The following is an 18905-nucleotide window of genomic DNA, read 5'->3' as shown; positions in this document are numbered from 1 at the left end:
CAATGTATGATTAGGGACTTAGTATACACGAAGCTGGCACATCATCATTTGCAATAGATATAATATAGTAGAAACTCTGAATTTTTTAAAAAAGAAGCCGTCTCATAGTTCTTTGAGACGACTTCTTTACATGAGAGCATTAATATTTTTTTGCTTTTATTTTACCTGTCCAAGTTTTGAAACCACCTTGAAGTTGGTAAATTTGGTTGTACCCACGTTTTTTAAGAAATAATGCAGCACGTGAGCTACGGCCTGTATTTTGACAGTATAGATATACTGGTAAATCTGGGCGGATTTCTTTATAACGTTGACGTAGTGTTGTCGAAGGAACGTTTCGTGCACCAAGAATGTGACCAGCATCAAATTCTTTTTGCTCACGAACATCGATCAGCTGGGCTTTACGATAGCCTTCTATGAATTGCTCTTGCGTTAGGTTGGTTACGGCTTTTTTGAGTCGTAGTGCATTAATACCGATATATGCAATTGTGACTACTAAAACGACACCGATTGTGATAAGTATGTCCAAGATTTTCTTACCCCTTTCTATCTTCCCTATTATTATAAAAGATGCGCTAGCGATAGTCCAATGAGTTTGATAAAATTAACTAGGTTGTGGCGAATTCGTCTATCTCGTTACACAAGCAATCGTTCGCAACTTGAACTGTAGAATATTATTCGTTAAAGTTGAACCACAGGTGGGGCCTGATGGATCATTTTATATTTGTAGGAGATGAACATATGACAACTTGGTATTTTTTAAATTCAGGGAAATGTAGTCCTTCTTTTAACATGGCACTAGATGAAGCATTACTTGATTGGCATAGTGAGGGGTTAATTCCACCGGTGATTCGTTTCTATGAGTGGGAACCTGCAACATTGTCGATTGGTTATTTTCAACAAGCCAAAAGAGATATTAATTTAGATGCTGTACGGGAACAAGGCTTAGGTTTTGTACGACGTCCTACTGGTGGACGAGCTGTCCTGCATGAACATGAGTTAACTTATAGCGTTATTGTGACGGAAAGCTATCCGAATATGCCAGAGTCTGTGACAGAGGCCTATCGTGTGTTAAGTGAGGGAATCTTGCAAGGTTTCCATAACCTAGGTATGGATGCCTATTTTAGTGTACCTGATACAGAGGAGAAAAGAGCTGACTTGAAGAGTCCGAAGAGTGCTGTTTGCTTTGATGCACCAAGTTGGTATGAACTTGTCGTGGAAGGAAAAAAAATAGCGGGTAGTGCCCAAACACGTCAAAAGGGTGTTATTTTACAGCATGGCGCCATTTTATTAGATTTGGACCAGGAGAAATTATTATCCGTATTTAATTTCTCAAGTGAAGAATCGAAGAATCGTATGCGCAGAAAGCTACCAGAAAAGGCTGTTGCCATTAATAGTCTTGTAAAAGAGCCTGTGACAGTTGAGCAGTGTGTGACAGCTTTTCGAGACGGCTTTGCAAAATCGTTGCAAATTGAATTAAAACCATTTACACTTTCTGAGGAGCAATTTGAATATGTCCGAGCTTTAGAAGAAAAAAAATATGCTTCTGATGAGTGGAACTTTAAAAAGTAAAAAATGGTATGGAAAAAATATTTTTTAATGTTTAACCCTAGTCATAACAAGTAGTTCGGAATCTATTAAAAAAAGCAAGAGTTGAATTAAAAAACTATATATAGTATCTTTTTTAAAGACATATACACAATATGTAGTGTTTAACGACACGAGATATTGTGTATTTATTTTGTAATGAAGAAAACAAGGGAGGCAAAACGATGGTACTCACAAATCATCAACCCGAAGTAAACAATCAATTTGAACAGTTAAACAAAGATATCGAACAATTCCCACAGGTACACCCCGTAACGTCTGATATGCATATTACACACAAAGGTGTATCAAGACTCGTCATGATCGATCGCTATTCGTTTAAAGACACAGAAAAGAAAACATTGAAAGCCGGCGACTTTGTTGTATTAACGGTAAAAGCTGACCCAAAATTTCCTGCACGTGGCTTAGGGACAATTCAAAAGCTGGACATGTCTACAAAAACAGCAGATATTTTGATTGAGGAAGATTATCGTAGCGCATTAGACGATCCGCAAGAGCAAGAAACGGGAGTGATTACGCGTTCAATTGACGTGCTAGAAAAGCCTCTTGAGATTTTTTATGAACAAATCGCAAAACGAAATGCAACAGGCCTTGCTGCTGTTGAAAAAACACCCGAAAAACGCCAAGAATGGTTTGAGAAATTTTATAAGCAATTAGTATCTTTAAAATTCATTCCTGCAGGACGAGTGATTTATGGAGCTGGATCTGAAACAGATGTAACTTTCTTTAACTGTTACGTGATGCCATTTGTAGCTGACTCTCGTGAAGGGATTAGTGATCACCGTAAGCAAGTAATGGAAATTATGAGTCGTGGTGGTGGTGTAGGAACAAATGGTTCAACATTACGTCCACGCAACACGTTAGCACGTGGTGTAAATGGTAAATCATCTGGCTCTGTCTCATGGTTAGATGATATTGCGAAGCTGACTCATCTTGTCGAACAAGGTGGTAGCCGCAGAGGTAAGCATAATCTAAGTGCTTCTGCGTAAACAAACCTCGTGAATTGCTGGAAACTCTTTAACGGAAATATTGTCACTTTAATCGAGGTGGGAAATATGGATGTTTATGATGCGATACAACCACAAACTTGTTTAATATGTGGTTTTACAATAAATCATAATAAACAAGGATGGTTTACGTCTCATTTGAAAAATGAGCATAATTTAACATTAGATAATTATTTAATATCTTATTTTTATCCAATAGAAATGGTGATCTGTCATTATAGTTTATGTAATAAAAAGGTTAAACTGAGGCGAGGTATTCCTAATCAATTTTGTAGTAGAAGCTGTCGAGGAAAAGGCGAGCCTTTAACTTGTGTAATTTGTGGGAAACTATTCGATGAAAAACATCGGCAGACTAAAACTTGTAGTAAAGAGTGTGCGAGTAGACTTCGATCCCAAAATACAGGTAAGTGGCATAATGACATGCCAAATGAACAAAAAAAGGTTCATTTTAATAATATCATTTCAAAAACAGCTAAAACTAGAAAAATAAATGGAACGCCTTCATGGAATAGCGGTAAGACAGGGGTTTATAGTAAAGAAACCATTGAAAAGATTCGACAAGCTGCATTAAAGCAAATAGAGAGGGAAACGTTTAGAAAAACTAGTATTGAAACAGCTTTAGAGAATTTCTTAGTTGAACAATCAATCACCTACAAATATTCCTTTATATTTGAAGGTGCACAATTTGATTTCTTACTAGTTGGGACAAATATTCTAATTGAATGTGATGGTGATTTTTGGCATAGGAATCCAAAATTTTATTCCTCTTTTTATGAAGTACAAAAGAGAATAAAAGCTAGGGATCTCGAAAAAAATCAAATTGCAGCAGCTAATGGTTACACTTTACTCCGTTTTTGGGAAGATGAGATAAAAAATGATTTTGAAAATGTTAAAAAACGCATTATAAATGCACTGCTAGCTACAACGTAATCGGAAACGGTAAACGTGAATGCTTGAAAATAGTAGTGGGATAAAGACAATCAGCAGCCAAGCTCCTTTTAAAGGGGAAGGTTCAACGACCATCGAAAACACGCTAAGTTAGCGGAAGTGAGTAGAGTAGGAGTGAAGCCACTCCGAAGTGCGAGGGCATCTAATAAGATGTAAGATATGGTCTCAACTTCTATGGTGACATAGAGAGTGGGTGTAGCGAACCCGCGTAAGAAATCGGCACAAATGATTATGCTAGCAGATTGGCATCCAGATATTGTGGAGTTTATTATTTCCAAAATGCAAAATCCACGTATTCTGCGTTACCTGATCGAAAATACAACGGATGAAACAATCATCCGTCTAGCCAAAGAAAAATTAAACTTCAAGCCACTTTCTATGCAAGAAGAAGCGATGTATCAAGGCATCGTGAACTACAAAAACATTGAAGGCTTAGGTGGATTCGATACAGCGATCATTCGTGATGCTGAAAATAAATTACGTGATGGTGGCACATACACAGTTCATAACCCAGAGTTTTTAACAGGTGCCAACATTTCTGTGACATTAACAAAAGAATTTATGGAAGCAGTTGAAAAAGACGCTGACTTCGAGCTTCGTTTCCCAGCCGTTGAAGAATATACAAAGGAAGAAATGAGCGTTTATAACACGAAATGGCATGAAGTTGGTGACGTTCGTGAATGGGAGAAAATGGGCTATAAAGTCCGCACATACCGTACAATTAAAGCAAAAGAGTTATGGAATTTAATTAATGTATGTGCAACATACTCGGCAGAGCCAGGTATTTTCTTCATTGACAACGCGAATGACATGACAAATGCAAAGGCATATGGTCAAAGTGTTGTAGCGACTAACCCGTGTGGTGGACTTCGCCTCACGTTAAAAATTGCGGGATAAAGCGGGAAGGCTGAGATGCTAATCCGAACCGAAGGCTAATGGTAAAGCTTTAGTCAGGGGCAACGCATACCCGGTGATCCTACTTTGTAGACTATAATCCGGGCACGAGACCGCAACATTACACATTCATTAAAATTCAAAATTGCCTAATGTAAGAAAGGCTGTGATAGAAATGAATAGAGGTTATGCAGGCTTTTATAAATCACATTATTTAAGAAGCTCTTATGAGTATGCATACGCCAAATTTCTAGATTATCATTGTATTTCTTGGGGCTATGAGGATAGAGTATTTAATATAGGATACAAATTTTATAAACCTGATTTTTTCTTTTATAACGATGCCGGTAATCTTATAAAGATTGTAGAGATTAAGTCTCGCGATAACGAGGCAAAAGAGAAAGCTCTAAAGGCTCTAAATGTTATTAAAACAACTTATGGTATTGATTGCGAATTGATTTCCTATGAAGAGTTGCTCGATATGTATAAACTTGTTCCATTTTCACTCACATCAACGATTACAGAATGGATAGAGTCGAATAATACAACAATAAACAAAGCTGTATATGGTAAATACAATGGACATTTCAATCAAAAACATACTGACCAAACAAAAAGAAAAATCGGTCAGCACACTAAGAAGTTGTGGGAATCCAATAGTCCAGCAAAAGCTAGAATGATTGAAGGTTTAAGAAAATCTGGCTTGGTACAAAAAGGTAAGCAGAAGAAGCCCCGAGAGCAAAGAATTTGCAAAAGTTGTGGGCGCGAATTTGAAGTAATTATTACTTCATCCAAATTGTTTTGTACTCAAGTGTGCGCTGGAAATTCGAATATAAAAATCGCCACACAAGTTTATGTTGAAAATCGAGCAAGTATACATCAAGAAATCAAACAAACTGTCATACAATGGGCAATCGATCATACTGAAATAATAACTGTAACACCCTTGAATAAAATAAAATCAACGCTTAATCCATTAATTGAGCAAATTTATCAAGAATTTGGTGTTAAAGATTTTAGAGTAATTTCAAAAGCAGTCTTTGGTGAAGATAGAGGAAGAAAAGAATTACTAAGGTTTATGAAAAAAGTGTGTAATGAAAATGTATGCTGAACTTGCAGGAATTGAACTGTAAGAACTAAAGGATAAAAAGCCTTTAGGATAACAATTATTGGAACAACCACTTGCACCATATTCTGTCTGTAACTTAGCTGCTGTGAATTTAGCACAGTTTGCGAATAAAGAAAATCAATCAGTTGATTACGAAGCATTACGTGAAACAGTTCGTGTTGGTGTTCGTATGCAGGATAACGTTATTGATGCAACACCGTACTTCTTAGAAGAAAACCGTGTACAAGCCCTTGGCGAGCGTCGTGTTGGTTTAGGGGTTATGGGCTTAGCTGATTTACTTATTTACTGTGAAAAAGAATATGGTTCTGAAGCAGGTAATGCGTTAGTCGATGAAATCTTTAAAACAATTGCTGAAACTGCGTATGAGGCGTCTACAGAGCTTGCGAGAGAGCGAGGTAGCTTCCCATTCTTAGTTGGTGCTACAGACGAAGAAACAGCTCGTTTACGTAAAGCCTTCACAGAAACAGGCTTTATGCAAAAAATGCCTGTTCACATCAAAGAGCAAATTTTAGCGACTGGTATCCGTAACTCGCATTTATTAACAGTTGCACCAACGGGATCAACAGGAACAATGGTAGGGGTAGCAACAGGTCTTGAGCCATACTTCTCCTTCACGTATTACCGTTCTGGTCGTCTAGGCAAATTCATTGAAGTAAAAGCCGAAATTGTCCAAGAATATTTAAACCGTCATCCAGAAGTAAATGAGCAAGAGCTTCCAGAGTGGTTTGTCACAGCAATGGAGTTGAAACCAGAAGCACATGCTGATGTGCAATGTATTATTCAAAAATGGATTGATTCGTCTATCTCTAAAACAGTAAATGCACCAAAAGGCTATACAGTACAGCAAGTAGAAAAAGTATACGAGCGACTTTATAAAGGTGGCGCTAAAGGTGGTACGGTCTATGTCGATGGTAGCCGTGATTCACAGGTACTTACACTAAAAGCTGAAGAAAATGATATGGATCAATTGTCATTTGAAGAAGAATTGGTAGAAGAACATACAAAACGTCCAGTTGTATTAGTGGATACAATTCAAGCGTTAGAGTCAACAACCGTTATCGGCTCAGACGTAGGGAATACATGTCCAGTATGCCGTAAGGGAACGGTTGAAGAAATGGGCGGCTGTAATACATGTACAAACTGTGGCGCACAGTTAAAATGTGGCCTGTAAATAATATTTAAAATCAAGTTGTGTAGAATTGAAATAAAGTTGCGACGATTATAAAAAAGTTACGATTAATAACCCTGGGTATTGGCTCAATGGGCCACGTCCGGACGATGCCAGGTACGTGCTTTCCTTGTAGGTCGCCGTTTACATGCTTCAGGATGAGTTTGGAACGGTTTCTGTAACCTTATTCCCGCAAGTTTTTCATCTTGTTCAAGAGCTATTACTAGAAGATGAATTGCTTTTCATTGAGAGAACGCTTGAAAAGCGCTTTGGTAGACCTCAAGTGAAAATAAAATATGCACAAACGACGAAAAGAATATGAAATTGAAGGAAATTTTAGAAACTGCATAAATCTTTATGCAGTTTTTTCTTTACTTTCAAATAATTATTTTGTAAGATAAAGCCAACTTCAAAAGTGGCCAGACCACTTTTGAATTCATTCAGTAAGAGACGCCATCATCTGAAGGTGGTGGATTTTGTTTCTTTTTAGTAGGTATCCAAACACCTACTGAATGAAGATAAAGCCTTTGGATGCATTGTTTATCTGCGCGAAAGGAAAGCGACAGCAATAATTATTCCAAGGCGAATAGATTGACCGAGAAGTTGATCGTATGGATAAAAAAACCGAACAAAAGAAAGTGTTTTTAGATATCGTCCAACAATTACGACAACTTATTAAAATAGAAAAAATACAGGCTGGTGAAAAGTTACCTTCCGAACGAGTCCTTTCAGAACGTCTAGGTGTCGGGCGATCCTCTGTGAGAGAGGCATTGCGAAGTTTAGAGTTATTAGGTCTTATTGAAACGAGACATGGGGAAGGTATGTTTCTAGCTTCTACAAAAGCATCAGCTCGTAGAAATATTGTCGATGTTTATATTAGAAGATGAAAAATCAAAAAGGATGTCGAATTAACGCGACAAATTCATGAAAAGGAAGCCATTCGCGTTATAAGTTGTACAGAGGCTCTGCGAACACTACCAGTGTGGGGCAGTCTTTTTGTAAAGCTAGAGATAGAAAGTACGATTAATTGTCGGGATGTTTTACGAGAAATAATCATCATGTCAGGAAATTGTCTTTCACTAAAGGTCTGGTTTCAGTTAGCAGTTTATGCCGGTGACCGTTTAAATCGAAACTCAACAGAAGAAGTAAAATTAATCATTCAAACTATGTTGAAATCGATGCAGCTTGGCTATGAAAAAGAAGCATTAAAAGCTTACGAACAGTGGATGAATGCTGAACAAGGCATTTAGACAACAAAGGGGGAGTAAAACATGGTAATACGTAGCTTATTTAATAAAAAGAAAGAGGACGGACAGGAAAAGGGATTTCCAGAAGGACTTATGACAAAATGTCCAGAATGCCGTCACATTCAGTTAACAAAGGAATTAGAAAAAAATCATAAAGTGTGTACAAAATGCGACCATCATTTCAAAATGACTGCACAGGAGCGCGTAGCATATTTCTTAGATGAAGGTTCATTTGTTTCAATGGATGATCATTTACAAACAAGTAATCCACTTAATTTCCCTGATTATGTAGAAAAAATTTCAGTGGCTAAACAACAAACGGGATTAAGCGAAGCTGTACTGACTGGGTTAGGTACTCTTGATGGAGAAGAAATTGTTGTAGCCATTATGGATTCTCATTTCCGTATGGGCTCAATGGGCTCCGTTGTAGGAGAAAAAATCACACGTGCCGTTGAAAAAGCTATTGAATTACGTGTACCGGTTATTATTTTTACTGCTAGTGGTGGAGCGCGCATGCAAGAAGGTATTCTATCATTAATGCAAATGGTAAAAACGAGTGTGGCATTAAAACGTCATAGTGAAGAAGGACTACTATTTATTTCGATCATGACGCATCCTACATACGGTGGCGTTTCAGCAAGCTTTGCCTCTGTTGGAGATATTAATATTGCTGAACCACAAGCATTGATTGGCTTTGCTGGTCGCCGTGTCATTGAAGAAACATTAAGAGAAAAATTACCAAATGATTTCCAAAAGTCAGAGTTTTTACTAGAGCATGGTCAGCTTGATGCAGTTTTCCATCGGAAGGATTTACGAAATCAAGTAGTAATGCTTGTAAAAATGCATACAAAAGGCGGTGTGCAACATGTCTAAAAATTTAGCTTTTGAAGAACCCGTAGTACAATTACGAGAAAAAATTGATGAATTAAAAACGATTGCTACAGAGGCAGATGTAGATTTGACAAGCGAAATCGAAAAGCTTGAAACACGTCTAACACAGCTAGAACAATCTATTTATGCCAATATGAAGCCATGGGATCGTGTACAGGTTGCTAGACATCCAGAACGACCAACTACTTTACAATATATAGAAGCTATGTGTGAAAACTTTATTGAGTTACATGGAGATCGTACATTTGGTGATGATGCAGCTATTCTTGGAGGAATTGCTCTCTTTGAAGAACAGCCCGTAACAATTGTTGGACATCAACGCGGAAAATCAACTAAAGAAAATATTCGACGAAATTTTGGTATGCCACACCCTGAAGGATATCGTAAGGCATTACGCTTAATGAAGCAAGCTGAGAAATTTAAGCGCCCAATTATTTGTTTTATTGATACAAAAGGAGCCTATCCGGGTAAGGCAGCCGAGGAACGCGGCCCAAGTGAAGCCATTGCTAGAACTCTCTCTGAAATGGCGATTCTAACAGTACCAGTTATTAGTATTGTTATTGGGGAAGGCGGAAGTGGGGGTGCCATTGCATTAGGGGTAGCTAATCGCGTCTTTATGTTAGAGAACTCAACGTATTCGGTTATCTCACCTGAAGGGGCTGCATCGATCTTATGGCGAGATGGTAGCCTAGGGAAGCAAGCTGCAGAAGCAATGCGTATAACAGCACCTGACTTAAAAGAGCTCGACGTTATTGATGGAATAATCCCTGAAATAACTGGTGGAGCACACCGCAATGTTGCAAAGCAAGCATCTTATATAAAAGAATGTATAAGCGTCACACTAAAAGTATTGAATTCTCTAAATGGCGAACAATTAATTGAAGATCGCTATGAGAAATTCAGAAAGATTGGACATTATACAGAAGTTTAAAGTCATTTTTTGGTTATTGGACATGTGAATTTGTTCGTAAAGAGATAAAAAATGTTTCTTAAATAAATTAATATCCTAATGATGGAAGAAAAAAGAGTTGTAGTTTGTAAAAAAGATTGATCATTTATAATATAGTTTGATAAAAATAACTTCGCATTTAAATAAAACCCACGCATCATTTTGAAAAAAGTTTGATCAAAATGATGCGTGGGTTTCTTCTATTATAAAATCAACGATTGCAGCAAACTTTTAATCAAACTTTATTCCAAACCAACAAGTTGTTGTGGCTTTGAAATAAAGTCGTACTGTTGATAAAAAAGATGTACCATTTCAAATAAAGTTATGGTGTTTATAAAAAATTCTCAACGCCTTTCCCCTTTGGAGTATAGTAATCTAAAGAGGTATTTTTATGTCCAAAAGAACCAGAACATGCAGGTTGATAAATGGATTAAAGAAGGTTGTGGCTCTGGAATGAGTTCGGATTATAAGCCATGGCTAAAGATTCAGGATGTCTCATCGTTAGGAAGGTCACCACGTTTAAAAGGTATTAAAACAAATACACATCCTGATTTTCTATCAGAATTATAACAAAACTACTTTTATTTATGGTGTTATTTTCGTAGGCAAAATGATTGGAAGTGTGTGCAACGACAACTATTTTGGGTATGAAAATACCAACAATATATTCCCTTATAACTAGAGGTGTGAATAGTGATAATATGTATTGGAGATCTTTGAAAAAACTCAGATATATTTTATTTTGAATATGAGATTTTTCCCGATGACATAGAATTGTTATCGTTATTTGAGATTAATCCAGATTTTTAGATACTTTGGAAATACCCTTTTAAAGGAGAACTATCATAATAGTGGTTATTAAAACAGGAATTAAAGGTTATATATGAAAATTTCAAACTATCTAGTAAAAAGATTCTATTTATTTTTTATTAGAGCGATTCTATTTATAATAGGCTTATGGGTAATTGGAATAATATTCGGTCCCCCAAAACATTATCTAATTCCTACTATTTCATTGCTTATTATTTATTTATTCAATGAAGTGTATATTTACAAAAAGAAAAAATAAACATAGTACTTTAAAGTATTAAGATTTAATCAAAATCACCAACTTGTGAAGTGACTTCTAAAAGTAGACCAGGTTATTTCATTAGGCAGCGGTTTGGGCATGAGTTCGATAGTGTATCGGTCTCATGCTTTTTATTTGCAAATAGTTATAAGCAGTGTGAAAAATTTTCATGAAGGCGCTTTTCGCTGATTATCGTGAAGATACATTAACCAATTTTATGTTAATTGTAGCCACAGTTGTTACAAGAAGACTCGCAGTAAAGTAGTTTACAGAACCGAAAATGTTTGTATAGGGTGTAAGCATTTTTTGAAGATTAATTCAGAGAAAGTAATCAAACTTTTTTATAAAAATTAAACAATATATCACCGAGGAAGTATCCATTTTATTAATCCTTTTTCAAAACTTGTTCCTTTATAATAAAGATGTTTTTTTGTTGGAAATTTATATTAACAAAGTGTACTTAAACTATTGAAGCAGTTTAGTGGAAAAGGAATGTCTTTTAATAGTGGTGAATTATTATCTAACTAGACGATTTTAAGGATGGTGTTACATAGATGTGGAAGGACTATATAAGTTCGGTATCAAAAGATTACTCTTTCAAACCACCAGCATCGAATGCTGAAATAATTCAAATATCAGAGGAATTAAATGTGAAATTACCAAATAAGTTGTTTGATTTATATAATGAAACAAATGGAGTGTTTGATAGATTCGGCTGTCCTTTAATATGGTCAACTTCACAAATAGTAAAGGATAATTTATTTTTTAGAAATTTTAGTGACTATAAAGATATTTATATGCCATTTGACCACTTGTTATTTTTTTCAGATAATGGTTGCGGTGACCTATACGGCTATCAAATATTAAATGGTAGCATTCAAACAGAAGATATTTATGTATGGAACCACGAAGATGACAGCAGAACGTGGGTTGCTTCTTCATTGGAAGTATTTATTAAAAGTTTGATTACTGGTGAAATTACTACTTAGATAAAGATATCGAGGGCTTTAGTGGGCTAGGGCAAATTAAAAAAATCAAACTTTATTATAAATCAACAAGCGCAGTATGTTTTCTTTAAGGTAAGAATAACATTGATAGAGGGGGATATAAGTATATGGATGTTTCACAAGTTGTCGAAAGCATTAATGAGCTTTTCAATGTAACAAATAAGGAAATCTATGCTAGTGAATCTGGGATTACATACCATGCAGATAAAAAAGTTAAGAAAATAGGATACTGTGTGAACCTAACGCTTGAAACGATAGAGGAAGCAAGAATTCATGGGGTTGATATGATGATAACACACCATGATGCATGGGATGAAATATATGGATTAAAAGAGGCGTGTACTAAAAAACTAGCAGCGTATGGTATAAGCCATTACTATAATCATTTACCACTTGATGACTGTAACTTTGGAACAAATGATAGCTTATTAAAAAAATTGAATTTAGAGGCTGTTAAAAGAACTCATGAATGGGAAGGGTTATTTTTTGGTAGAATCGCAGAATATGAGGAAGAAATTGAATTTAATGAATTCGTATCAAATATTGAAAAATTACTTGAAGAACCTGTTAGATTTTGGCAGTTTAATGACAAAATGGTAAAGCGAGTGGGCTTAGTCTGTGGTAATGGAGGAACAACCGCTTGCCTGAAGGAAGCGGTTGAACATAAGTGTGATGTATACATTACAGGTGAATGTAATTTGTATACGATCCAATATGCACAGTTTAAAGGAATAAATCTTATCATTGGGAGTCATACCTTCACAGAATTCTTTGGAATTCAAAGTTTAGCATTAAAATTGAAGGAGAATATAAAAGAACTTGAAGTAGTGAGTATTAATGAAGAGCATTATGAGGCGAATATAAAATAGGCCATAATAATAGAGAAAGTTTAATGACTATTAAACTTGTTTAGTAGCAAATTTTGAAGGAGTATACTTGTAGATTTAATGTACTCCACAAAAGTTAATTTTTGAATTATCTATTGACGTGACAGTCATTTCTCTATTTGGATATAGTATTTGTAGTTTCAAGTTAAAGAAATAAGTGTTTCAGCGTGTGTTTTTTATTTTAGCGTTACACTATCTGTAGATTTGCAATGAGATGGTGATTTTTGATATAAAAGATTAATTATTTGCAATAAAGCTTGATTAAAATCATCTCGCTAAATTGTTGGAGCGAAATGATTTTAGTTGGATATTTATGTTAATTTTACTATAATGATTGTGGAGCAGAATATTTTGAGTTTCATTTATTAAAGCTTAAGGAGACAAACATATGACGTTATATTCCGTACTTGTAGCGAACAGTTCTTTACAAACAGTTGATTGTACAGGAATTGCTGAGATAACAATAAGGGAAATGAAAAAATTATATCCCATTACAGAGAGTACACCAACACAGCCGTGGCATTTGATGGATGATGATGCACGAGTTTTACATGCAGCAGATGAATCGGCTTTTGGGAATTTGAATATATTTGAATGGGATAATCCGCCATATGATTTAGGGGTTTATAATGAAAAACCTTTTGTATACGGCATTGAGGGAAATTGGGGTCCTCAATTTTTAGAGGATTTTTTACTATATTTGAAGGAACATATAAAACCAGAGCAAGGCGCTGAATTAATAAGGTTTTGGGCAGGGGATTGTGACAAAAAACTAAAAAGTCGTCGTCTCACGATGGAAGACGTTGAATTGCATCACCTTGAAAGCTTAAAGAACGAGGAATACATACGTGTCGTTTTTGTATAGCTATCTCTGAATGATGAAACGACATATCAAATGATTACGTTCTTTTATCTAAACTGACATCTACTACTGTTGGTGTTATTATCTTAACAATAGGTGACTTAAAAGAATTGGATATATGGCTCAAATAAATAGTTAGGATGAATATAGTGAAGGATAAAAAAGAACGTTTAAAAATGTTGCTAGATAAGCAAAAACAAAAAGCAATAGATGAAGAGGTAAAAAGAGAATATGAAACTGTTTTAGAGGAAGTTCAAGTGTTATTTCCAAATGCTGAAGATGAGGTAGAAATTTTATCAAAAGAAGAATCTAATAAAATCAAAGATGAATTATTTGCAGAATTTCCGTTTCATGCTTATGGAATTGATTGGACACTTGTGTTTTATAAAACGATATTTTCTAACTTTATTGACTATGAAAGCACATTAGTAGAGCTAGTCAATAAAAATCATAAAATACATAACGAAATAGGCTATATTATTGATCTTCACTATCAACATGTTATGAAGACAAAATTAATTAGCATCCTACACAGAGTTGAAGAAGTTAGAAAGTGGGATAGATATATTTATTCGCCTCAAATTAAACTAGTTATTGAATTCCCCTCCAATGATATAGCAGTAGGTTGGAAGGAATAGATACTTAATAGAAAGCTGTCATTTTGATTTATAATGGCAGCTTTTTATATAAATTATAATCAATCCTATTCATATTTGGGCATTACAACAGGGAGGTCTTTTTATTTTTATGATAGATTTTGGGAGGAGTATTCTTCAAAATGTGGAATTAAATTAAAGTTTGATACCTTTGATACTCAGTTTTAGCGGTATGAATCATAACTTTATTAATCATTACATGTTAGGAAACAGAATGAACAATAAAAGGAGAGAAAAACATGAGTATAGAAATTTTTAACGGAGAACGATCTGTAGAGAGTGTTCAATTTGAAAAGTTGTTATTTTCACAAAGTAATAAAAAGAGCTTTTCTAGTATTGAAAATACTCAACAGTTTATTAAACAAAGAGGAACAGAAAATATTAACCCTTATATGATTGGGGAGGATGTCAATCTTGTAAGCGATTTGAAGGAGCAAACTTTCGAGGATATGCAGGTTTTCATTTTAAATGACCAAAAGTCTTCGTCACAAAAGGTGATTCTTTATATACATGGTGGCGCTTGGACGAATCAACCTTTAAATTTACACTGGTTGTTCATGGATAAAATGGCACAATCTTTAAATGCAAAAGTTATTGCGCCTATTTATCCGAAAGTACCTCATTTTAACTATCAAGATACGTACCCAAAAATGCTCAGCTTCTATAAAGAGATTCTAGAATCTGTTGAAAGCTCCAATCAATTAACCATTATAGGGGATTCAGCAGGCGGAAATATAGCACTTGGTTTGATTCAGCTTTTGAAGCTGGACCATTTGCCTCAACCGCAAGATATTATTTTATTGTCGGCATGCGTTGATATAAGTTTAGAAAATCCTCTTATACATGACTATGAAGAAAACGACCCCATGTTAGCTAGTGAAGGAATGGAAGTTATTACTAAAATATGGGCAGCTGATAAAGATTTAAAGGATCCAATGATTAGTCCAATTTATGGTGATTTTCAAGGAACTAGCAAGATTACTCATTTTATTGGAACACACGAAAGCTTATATCCAGATGCAATCCAATTTGATGAACAACTAACAGAACAAGGCGTTGCGATCACTACCTTTGTTTATCCTAAGATGAATCATGTGTTTGTTGTGATGCCGATTCCTGAAGCAATAGATGCTCAACAGAAAATTATAAATATCCTAAGTAAATAATTCACAGAAAACGTGTTTTGACCAATTCAAAACACGTTTTTCTATGTACTTTTTTAGCAAGGTTTATTTAAAATTGTAAAGTGAACTTGACATCCTAAATAATGTAAAGTAAACTTTACTTATAAATAAATGTACAGTTTACTTTACATTTAATGAGGAGGCATTATGAAAAACAAAATTCGTGAATTGCGGAAATCGAAGAAGATTACGCAGGAGGATTTGTCAAAATTAGTTGGTGTCTCAAGACAATCAATCATTGCAATTGAATCGGGAAAATTTAATCCATCACTAGAGCTTGCCTACAATATTTCAAAAGCGTTCAACTGCAAGATTGAGGAAGTATTTATTTTCGAAGAGGAGGGAATGGCATAATGGAATTTTCTATCGGGGGTATTTTTGGACTGTATGGTGGGATGATTTGTGGGATTCTTGGTTGGTGGTTCGGAAGGCAAAAAGCGAAGAAAAATAGAGGCTTAGATGAACTATACGACCATATTTGGCAAAAGGCAAAATCTTATGCATGGTATATGACATTAGCAGCAATTTATATTTTCTTTTCATTAATGGTGTTTGGAATTGAATTAAACATTGCCATGGTTTTAGGTATTCTTTTATTAGTACATATAGGGAGTTGGGGGATCATAGGGATCATTTTGACTGTCAACATGTACGGCCCAGTACCATTTAAGTCTTCTTATGTGAAGATAGGTATCAGCATCAATGTCGCATCCCTTATTATTTTTACTATTATCTCCTTCATAACAAATAATTGGCGGTTTTTATTAATCAGTATTATACCGAATATGGTGGGTATTTTTACAGCCCTTATAGTAAGCAAAAAACAGTCTAAGTAAGCTAAGTTGTACGTTTCACCCCTTTGGATAGTCCTATCTAGAGGGGTGTTTTTTATCGTTCAAAAAAATCTTTTAGATTGACCACTTATTCCTTGATAACGACCAGTTGTCGAAAGTTCATTTACAACGTGTATGGAAAAATTTATAGTGAGGCGTAGAAAGGACAGTGATCATATGAAGGTGGAAATATCGATTGACCCTACATATAAAGAAACCAAAGTAATCATTCTCACAGATAAAATGACGGATGATATTGAGCATCTTATGCAAAGTATTACTGCGGCAGCGGAAAGCACGTTAATCGCTTTCTCTCATAAAGGCGTTGAATTGATCGATAGTAAGGAGATCGTTCGTATTTATACAGAGCAAAAAAAGGTTTTTGTGCAAACCATTAAGGGTGTTTATACGGTACGTTTGCGTCTTTATGAGCTGGAGGAGAAGCTCAACTCTCAAATGTTTATCCGTATTTCGAATGCCGAAATAGTCAATCGCTACATGATCAAGCATATGGACATTAGTAGAACCGGTACAATCGGAGTTGAATTGAAGAATGGCACGAAAACATACGCATCGAGGCGTTATGTAAGCAAAATTAAGAAACATTTAGGGATTTGAGGTGAAAAACATGCGAAAAGACATTTTAACACGTATTATTGGAGGTTTTGTGATAGGTATGATACTGGGACAAATTGTGCAATTCTTTGTATCAATGGGCATAGGGCAAGGGCAATATGTTTGGGTTGTTCCTGAATTTCGTACTTACTTTACAAATGAAATGAGTGCAATTATTAGCCAAAATCTATTAACAGGGGTCATCGGTATTACCTTTGCACTTGCTGCACTTATTTTTGATATGGCTAGATGGGGCATGTTGAAACAATATTTGGTCCACTTTTTCATAACGGCAATGATTTGGATACCAATTGTAACGCTACTATGGATGCCAAAAACGATGGCTAATGTTGGTTCTCTCGTAGCCAGCTTTCTCGGAACTTATATTGTGACATGGGTTTTACAATATAGATTTTCACAACGTGACATAGAAAAAATTAATGCCATACTTTCCAATCGAGGTGAAGAGCTTGACGATTAACATAAAAGGTTTAACAAAGCGTTATAAGGAGCGCTTAGTCGTTAATCAATTGAATTTACAAATATATCAAGGTGAACTTTTTGCTCTTTTAGGACAAAATGGGGCTGGCAAAACAACCACAATCAAAATGTTGTGTGGCCTCCTTCCACCTACAGAGGGAGATGCCACAATAGGCGGGAAAAGTATTGTACAAAATACACAGGCTGTTAAACAAATGATAAATATTTCTCCTCAAGAAACGGCCGTTGCACCTAATTTAACGGTATATGAAAATTTACTATTAATTGGCCAAATTTATGGCTACGAAAAAGCACAGGCACAACAACAAGTACAAACACAATTAGAATTATTCGGACTGACGCCACGTCAGCATGACAAAGCTAAGACACTATCTGGTGGCTACCAGCGCCGTTTAAGTGTAGCGATGGCCTTGATGTCAAATCCCAAAGTATTGTTCCTTGATGAACCGACTTTAGGGATGGATATACGGGCAAGGAATGATGTATGGAACATATTGAACCACTTAAAAGGACATGTCACGATTATTTTGACTTCACATTATTTAGAAGAAGTAGAGGCTTTGGCTGATCGTGTAGGCATTATGCATCATGGACAATTATGTGCACTAGGTACGATACAACAACTGATCAGTGAAACGGGCAAGCAATCTTTAGAAGAAGTATTCTTGGAAAAAACGGAGGAGGTGTTCTTGTGAGGGTGGCCGTATTTGCAACAAGGAATCATAAAGAGATTGTCCGTGATCCAGTCACTTTATTATTTGGTATGGGCTTACCAATCCTTTTGTTAGCATTGTTTTCTGTTATGCAAAAAAATATGCCATTTGCTTTATATGAAATGAATAGTCTAACACCAGGTATCATTGTATTTAGTTTTTCTTTTCTCACATTGTTTTCAGGAATGTTACTGGGAAAAGATAAAAGTTCATCCTTTTTAATGCGAATTTTCGTTTCTCCTATGTCTGCTGCTGATTACATTTTAGGTTATATGCTACCTTTAATACCAATAGCTCTGCTACAAATCATTGTCTGTTTAGTTACCGCCATGTTTTTAGGGTTGTCGTTTAATAAGTCCATTCTCTTCATGATCCTTGTACTTCTGATTATCTCACCACTCTATATTAGTTTTGGTTTATTGTTTGGGACATTATTTACAGATAAACAGGTAGGAGGAATTTTTGCCATCTTTGTTAATATCACAACTTGGTTAAGTGGAACATGGTTCGAATTAGATATGATTGGTGGAACATTTCAAACGATTGCGCAGTATTTACCTTTCGTTCATGCAGTCAATGCAGCGAAGGCTATTTTACATGCAGAGTATACTAATATGTTTCATTCACTCATCGTTGTCATCGGTTATACAGTAATTATTACGATTCTCGCTATTTTTATATTTAAGCAGAAAATGCAAGGCTATGGTTCAAAATGAAAAAAGGCAGCTCCAACGTTCATG

The 18905-nt window shown here is 35.4% G+C and carries 19 protein-coding genes and 4 pseudogenes; 22 read left to right on the top strand and 1 reads right to left on the bottom strand.

Annotation, left to right across the window (positions count from 1 at the left end):
- Positions 1-139: 139 nt before the first annotated feature.
- On the bottom strand, positions 140-526 hold the full coding sequence (locus MHB40_RS16170; RefSeq protein ID WP_004231073.1) for a rhodanese-like domain-containing protein: 387 nt from the start codon (positions 524-526) through the stop codon (positions 140-142).
- A gap of 263 nt (positions 527-789) precedes the next feature.
- Between MHB40_RS16170 and MHB40_RS16165 the strand changes: the two genes are divergently transcribed.
- The 22 genes and pseudogenes from MHB40_RS16165 to MHB40_RS16060 all read left to right on the top strand — a co-directional run bounded on the left by MHB40_RS16165 (position 790) and on the right by MHB40_RS16060 (position 18881).
- Positions 790-1569: a biotin/lipoate A/B protein ligase family protein gene (locus tag MHB40_RS16165; RefSeq protein WP_342443752.1), complete on the top strand. Its 780-nt coding sequence runs from the start codon at positions 790-792 to the stop codon at positions 1567-1569.
- 200 nt (positions 1570-1769) lie between these two features.
- Positions 1770-2567 (top strand): annotated as a pseudogene (locus MHB40_RS16160) (ribonucleotide reductase N-terminal alpha domain-containing protein); the annotation flags it as partial.
- A 93-nt stretch (positions 2568-2660) separates the two neighbouring features.
- Positions 2661-3542 (top strand): DUF559 domain-containing protein, encoded by an 882-nt coding sequence (locus MHB40_RS16155; protein WP_342532937.1) that lies wholly within the window; start codon positions 2661-2663, stop codon positions 3540-3542.
- A gap of 207 nt (positions 3543-3749) precedes the next feature.
- A pseudogene (locus tag MHB40_RS16150) lies at positions 3750-4424 on the top strand (ribonucleoside-diphosphate reductase); the annotation flags it as partial.
- 205 nt (positions 4425-4629) lie between these two features.
- Entirely contained in the window at positions 4630-5565 is a 936-nt protein-coding gene (locus MHB40_RS16145) for a restriction endonuclease (RefSeq protein WP_342532936.1), read from the top strand.
- Between the two features lie 61 nt (positions 5566-5626).
- Positions 5627-6754: pseudogene (locus tag MHB40_RS16140) on the top strand (ribonucleoside-diphosphate reductase); the annotation flags it as partial.
- A gap of 145 nt (positions 6755-6899) precedes the next feature.
- The gene (locus MHB40_RS16135) at positions 6900-7073 is read left to right on the top strand and encodes a hypothetical protein (RefSeq protein ID WP_342532935.1); all 174 of its coding nucleotides are present in this window, start codon (positions 6900-6902) and stop codon (positions 7071-7073) included.
- Between the two features lie 289 nt (positions 7074-7362).
- Positions 7363-8001, top strand: a pseudogene (locus tag MHB40_RS16130) (GntR family transcriptional regulator).
- 21 nt (positions 8002-8022) lie between these two features.
- On the top strand, positions 8023-8871 hold the full coding sequence (gene accD / locus MHB40_RS16125) for an acetyl-CoA carboxylase, carboxyltransferase subunit beta (RefSeq protein WP_342532934.1): 849 nt from the start codon (positions 8023-8025) through the stop codon (positions 8869-8871).
- Positions 8864-9820, top strand: a complete 957-nt coding sequence (locus MHB40_RS16120; RefSeq protein WP_342440930.1) for an acetyl-CoA carboxylase carboxyltransferase subunit alpha — start codon at positions 8864-8866, stop codon at positions 9818-9820. Before accD ends, MHB40_RS16120 begins: the two co-directional genes overlap by 8 nt.
- A gap of 429 nt (positions 9821-10249) precedes the next feature.
- Complete coding sequence (locus MHB40_RS16115) at positions 10250-10408, top strand: hypothetical protein (RefSeq protein ID WP_342440929.1); 159 nt, start codon at positions 10250-10252, stop codon at positions 10406-10408.
- Positions 10409-11461: 1053 nt separating this feature from the next.
- Positions 11462-11896, top strand: a complete 435-nt coding sequence (locus MHB40_RS16110; RefSeq protein ID WP_342440928.1) for an SMI1/KNR4 family protein — start codon at positions 11462-11464, stop codon at positions 11894-11896.
- A 125-nt stretch (positions 11897-12021) separates the two neighbouring features.
- The gene (locus MHB40_RS16105; protein WP_342440927.1) at positions 12022-12783 is read left to right on the top strand and encodes a Nif3-like dinuclear metal center hexameric protein; all 762 of its coding nucleotides are present in this window, start codon (positions 12022-12024) and stop codon (positions 12781-12783) included.
- A 406-nt stretch (positions 12784-13189) separates the two neighbouring features.
- Complete coding sequence (locus tag MHB40_RS16100) at positions 13190-13666, top strand: hypothetical protein (RefSeq protein WP_342532931.1); 477 nt, start codon at positions 13190-13192, stop codon at positions 13664-13666.
- A gap of 146 nt (positions 13667-13812) precedes the next feature.
- Positions 13813-14301 carry a hypothetical protein gene (locus tag MHB40_RS16095; RefSeq protein WP_342440926.1) on the top strand — a complete coding sequence of 163 codons (489 nt, stop codon included), beginning with the start codon at positions 13813-13815 and terminating at the stop codon, positions 14299-14301.
- A 257-nt stretch (positions 14302-14558) separates the two neighbouring features.
- On the top strand, positions 14559-15485 hold the full coding sequence (locus MHB40_RS16090) for an alpha/beta hydrolase (protein ID WP_342440925.1): 927 nt from the start codon (positions 14559-14561) through the stop codon (positions 15483-15485).
- Between the two features lie 165 nt (positions 15486-15650).
- Complete coding sequence (locus MHB40_RS16085) at positions 15651-15857, top strand: helix-turn-helix transcriptional regulator (RefSeq protein WP_342440924.1); 207 nt, start codon at positions 15651-15653, stop codon at positions 15855-15857.
- On the top strand, positions 15857-16339 hold the full coding sequence (locus MHB40_RS16080) for a hypothetical protein (RefSeq protein ID WP_342440923.1): 483 nt from the start codon (positions 15857-15859) through the stop codon (positions 16337-16339). The genes MHB40_RS16085 and MHB40_RS16080 overlap by 1 nt, the downstream gene beginning before the upstream one ends.
- A gap of 132 nt (positions 16340-16471) precedes the next feature.
- Complete coding sequence (locus MHB40_RS16075) at positions 16472-16954, top strand: LytTR family DNA-binding domain-containing protein (RefSeq protein WP_342532929.1); 483 nt, start codon at positions 16472-16474, stop codon at positions 16952-16954.
- Between the two features lie 10 nt (positions 16955-16964).
- Positions 16965-17432: a DUF3021 domain-containing protein gene (locus MHB40_RS16070; RefSeq protein ID WP_342440921.1), complete on the top strand. Its 468-nt coding sequence runs from the start codon at positions 16965-16967 to the stop codon at positions 17430-17432.
- Positions 17422-18147 (top strand): ABC transporter A family member, encoded by a 726-nt coding sequence (locus MHB40_RS16065; protein WP_342440920.1) that lies wholly within the window; start codon positions 17422-17424, stop codon positions 18145-18147. The genes MHB40_RS16070 and MHB40_RS16065 overlap by 11 nt, the downstream gene beginning before the upstream one ends.
- Positions 18144-18881 carry an ABC transporter permease gene (locus MHB40_RS16060; RefSeq protein WP_342440919.1) on the top strand — a complete coding sequence of 246 codons (738 nt, stop codon included), beginning with the start codon at positions 18144-18146 and terminating at the stop codon, positions 18879-18881. Before MHB40_RS16065 ends, MHB40_RS16060 begins: the two co-directional genes overlap by 4 nt.
- Positions 18882-18905 lie beyond the last annotated feature (24 nt).

The sequence above is a fragment of the Lysinibacillus sp. FSL K6-0057 genome (assembly GCF_038630885.1).
Taxonomy (GTDB): domain Bacteria; phylum Bacillota; class Bacilli; order Bacillales_A; family Planococcaceae; genus Lysinibacillus; species Lysinibacillus fusiformis_F.
Note: the sequence above shows the minus strand (reverse complement) of the source record. Positions and strands in the feature narration are given on the sequence as shown.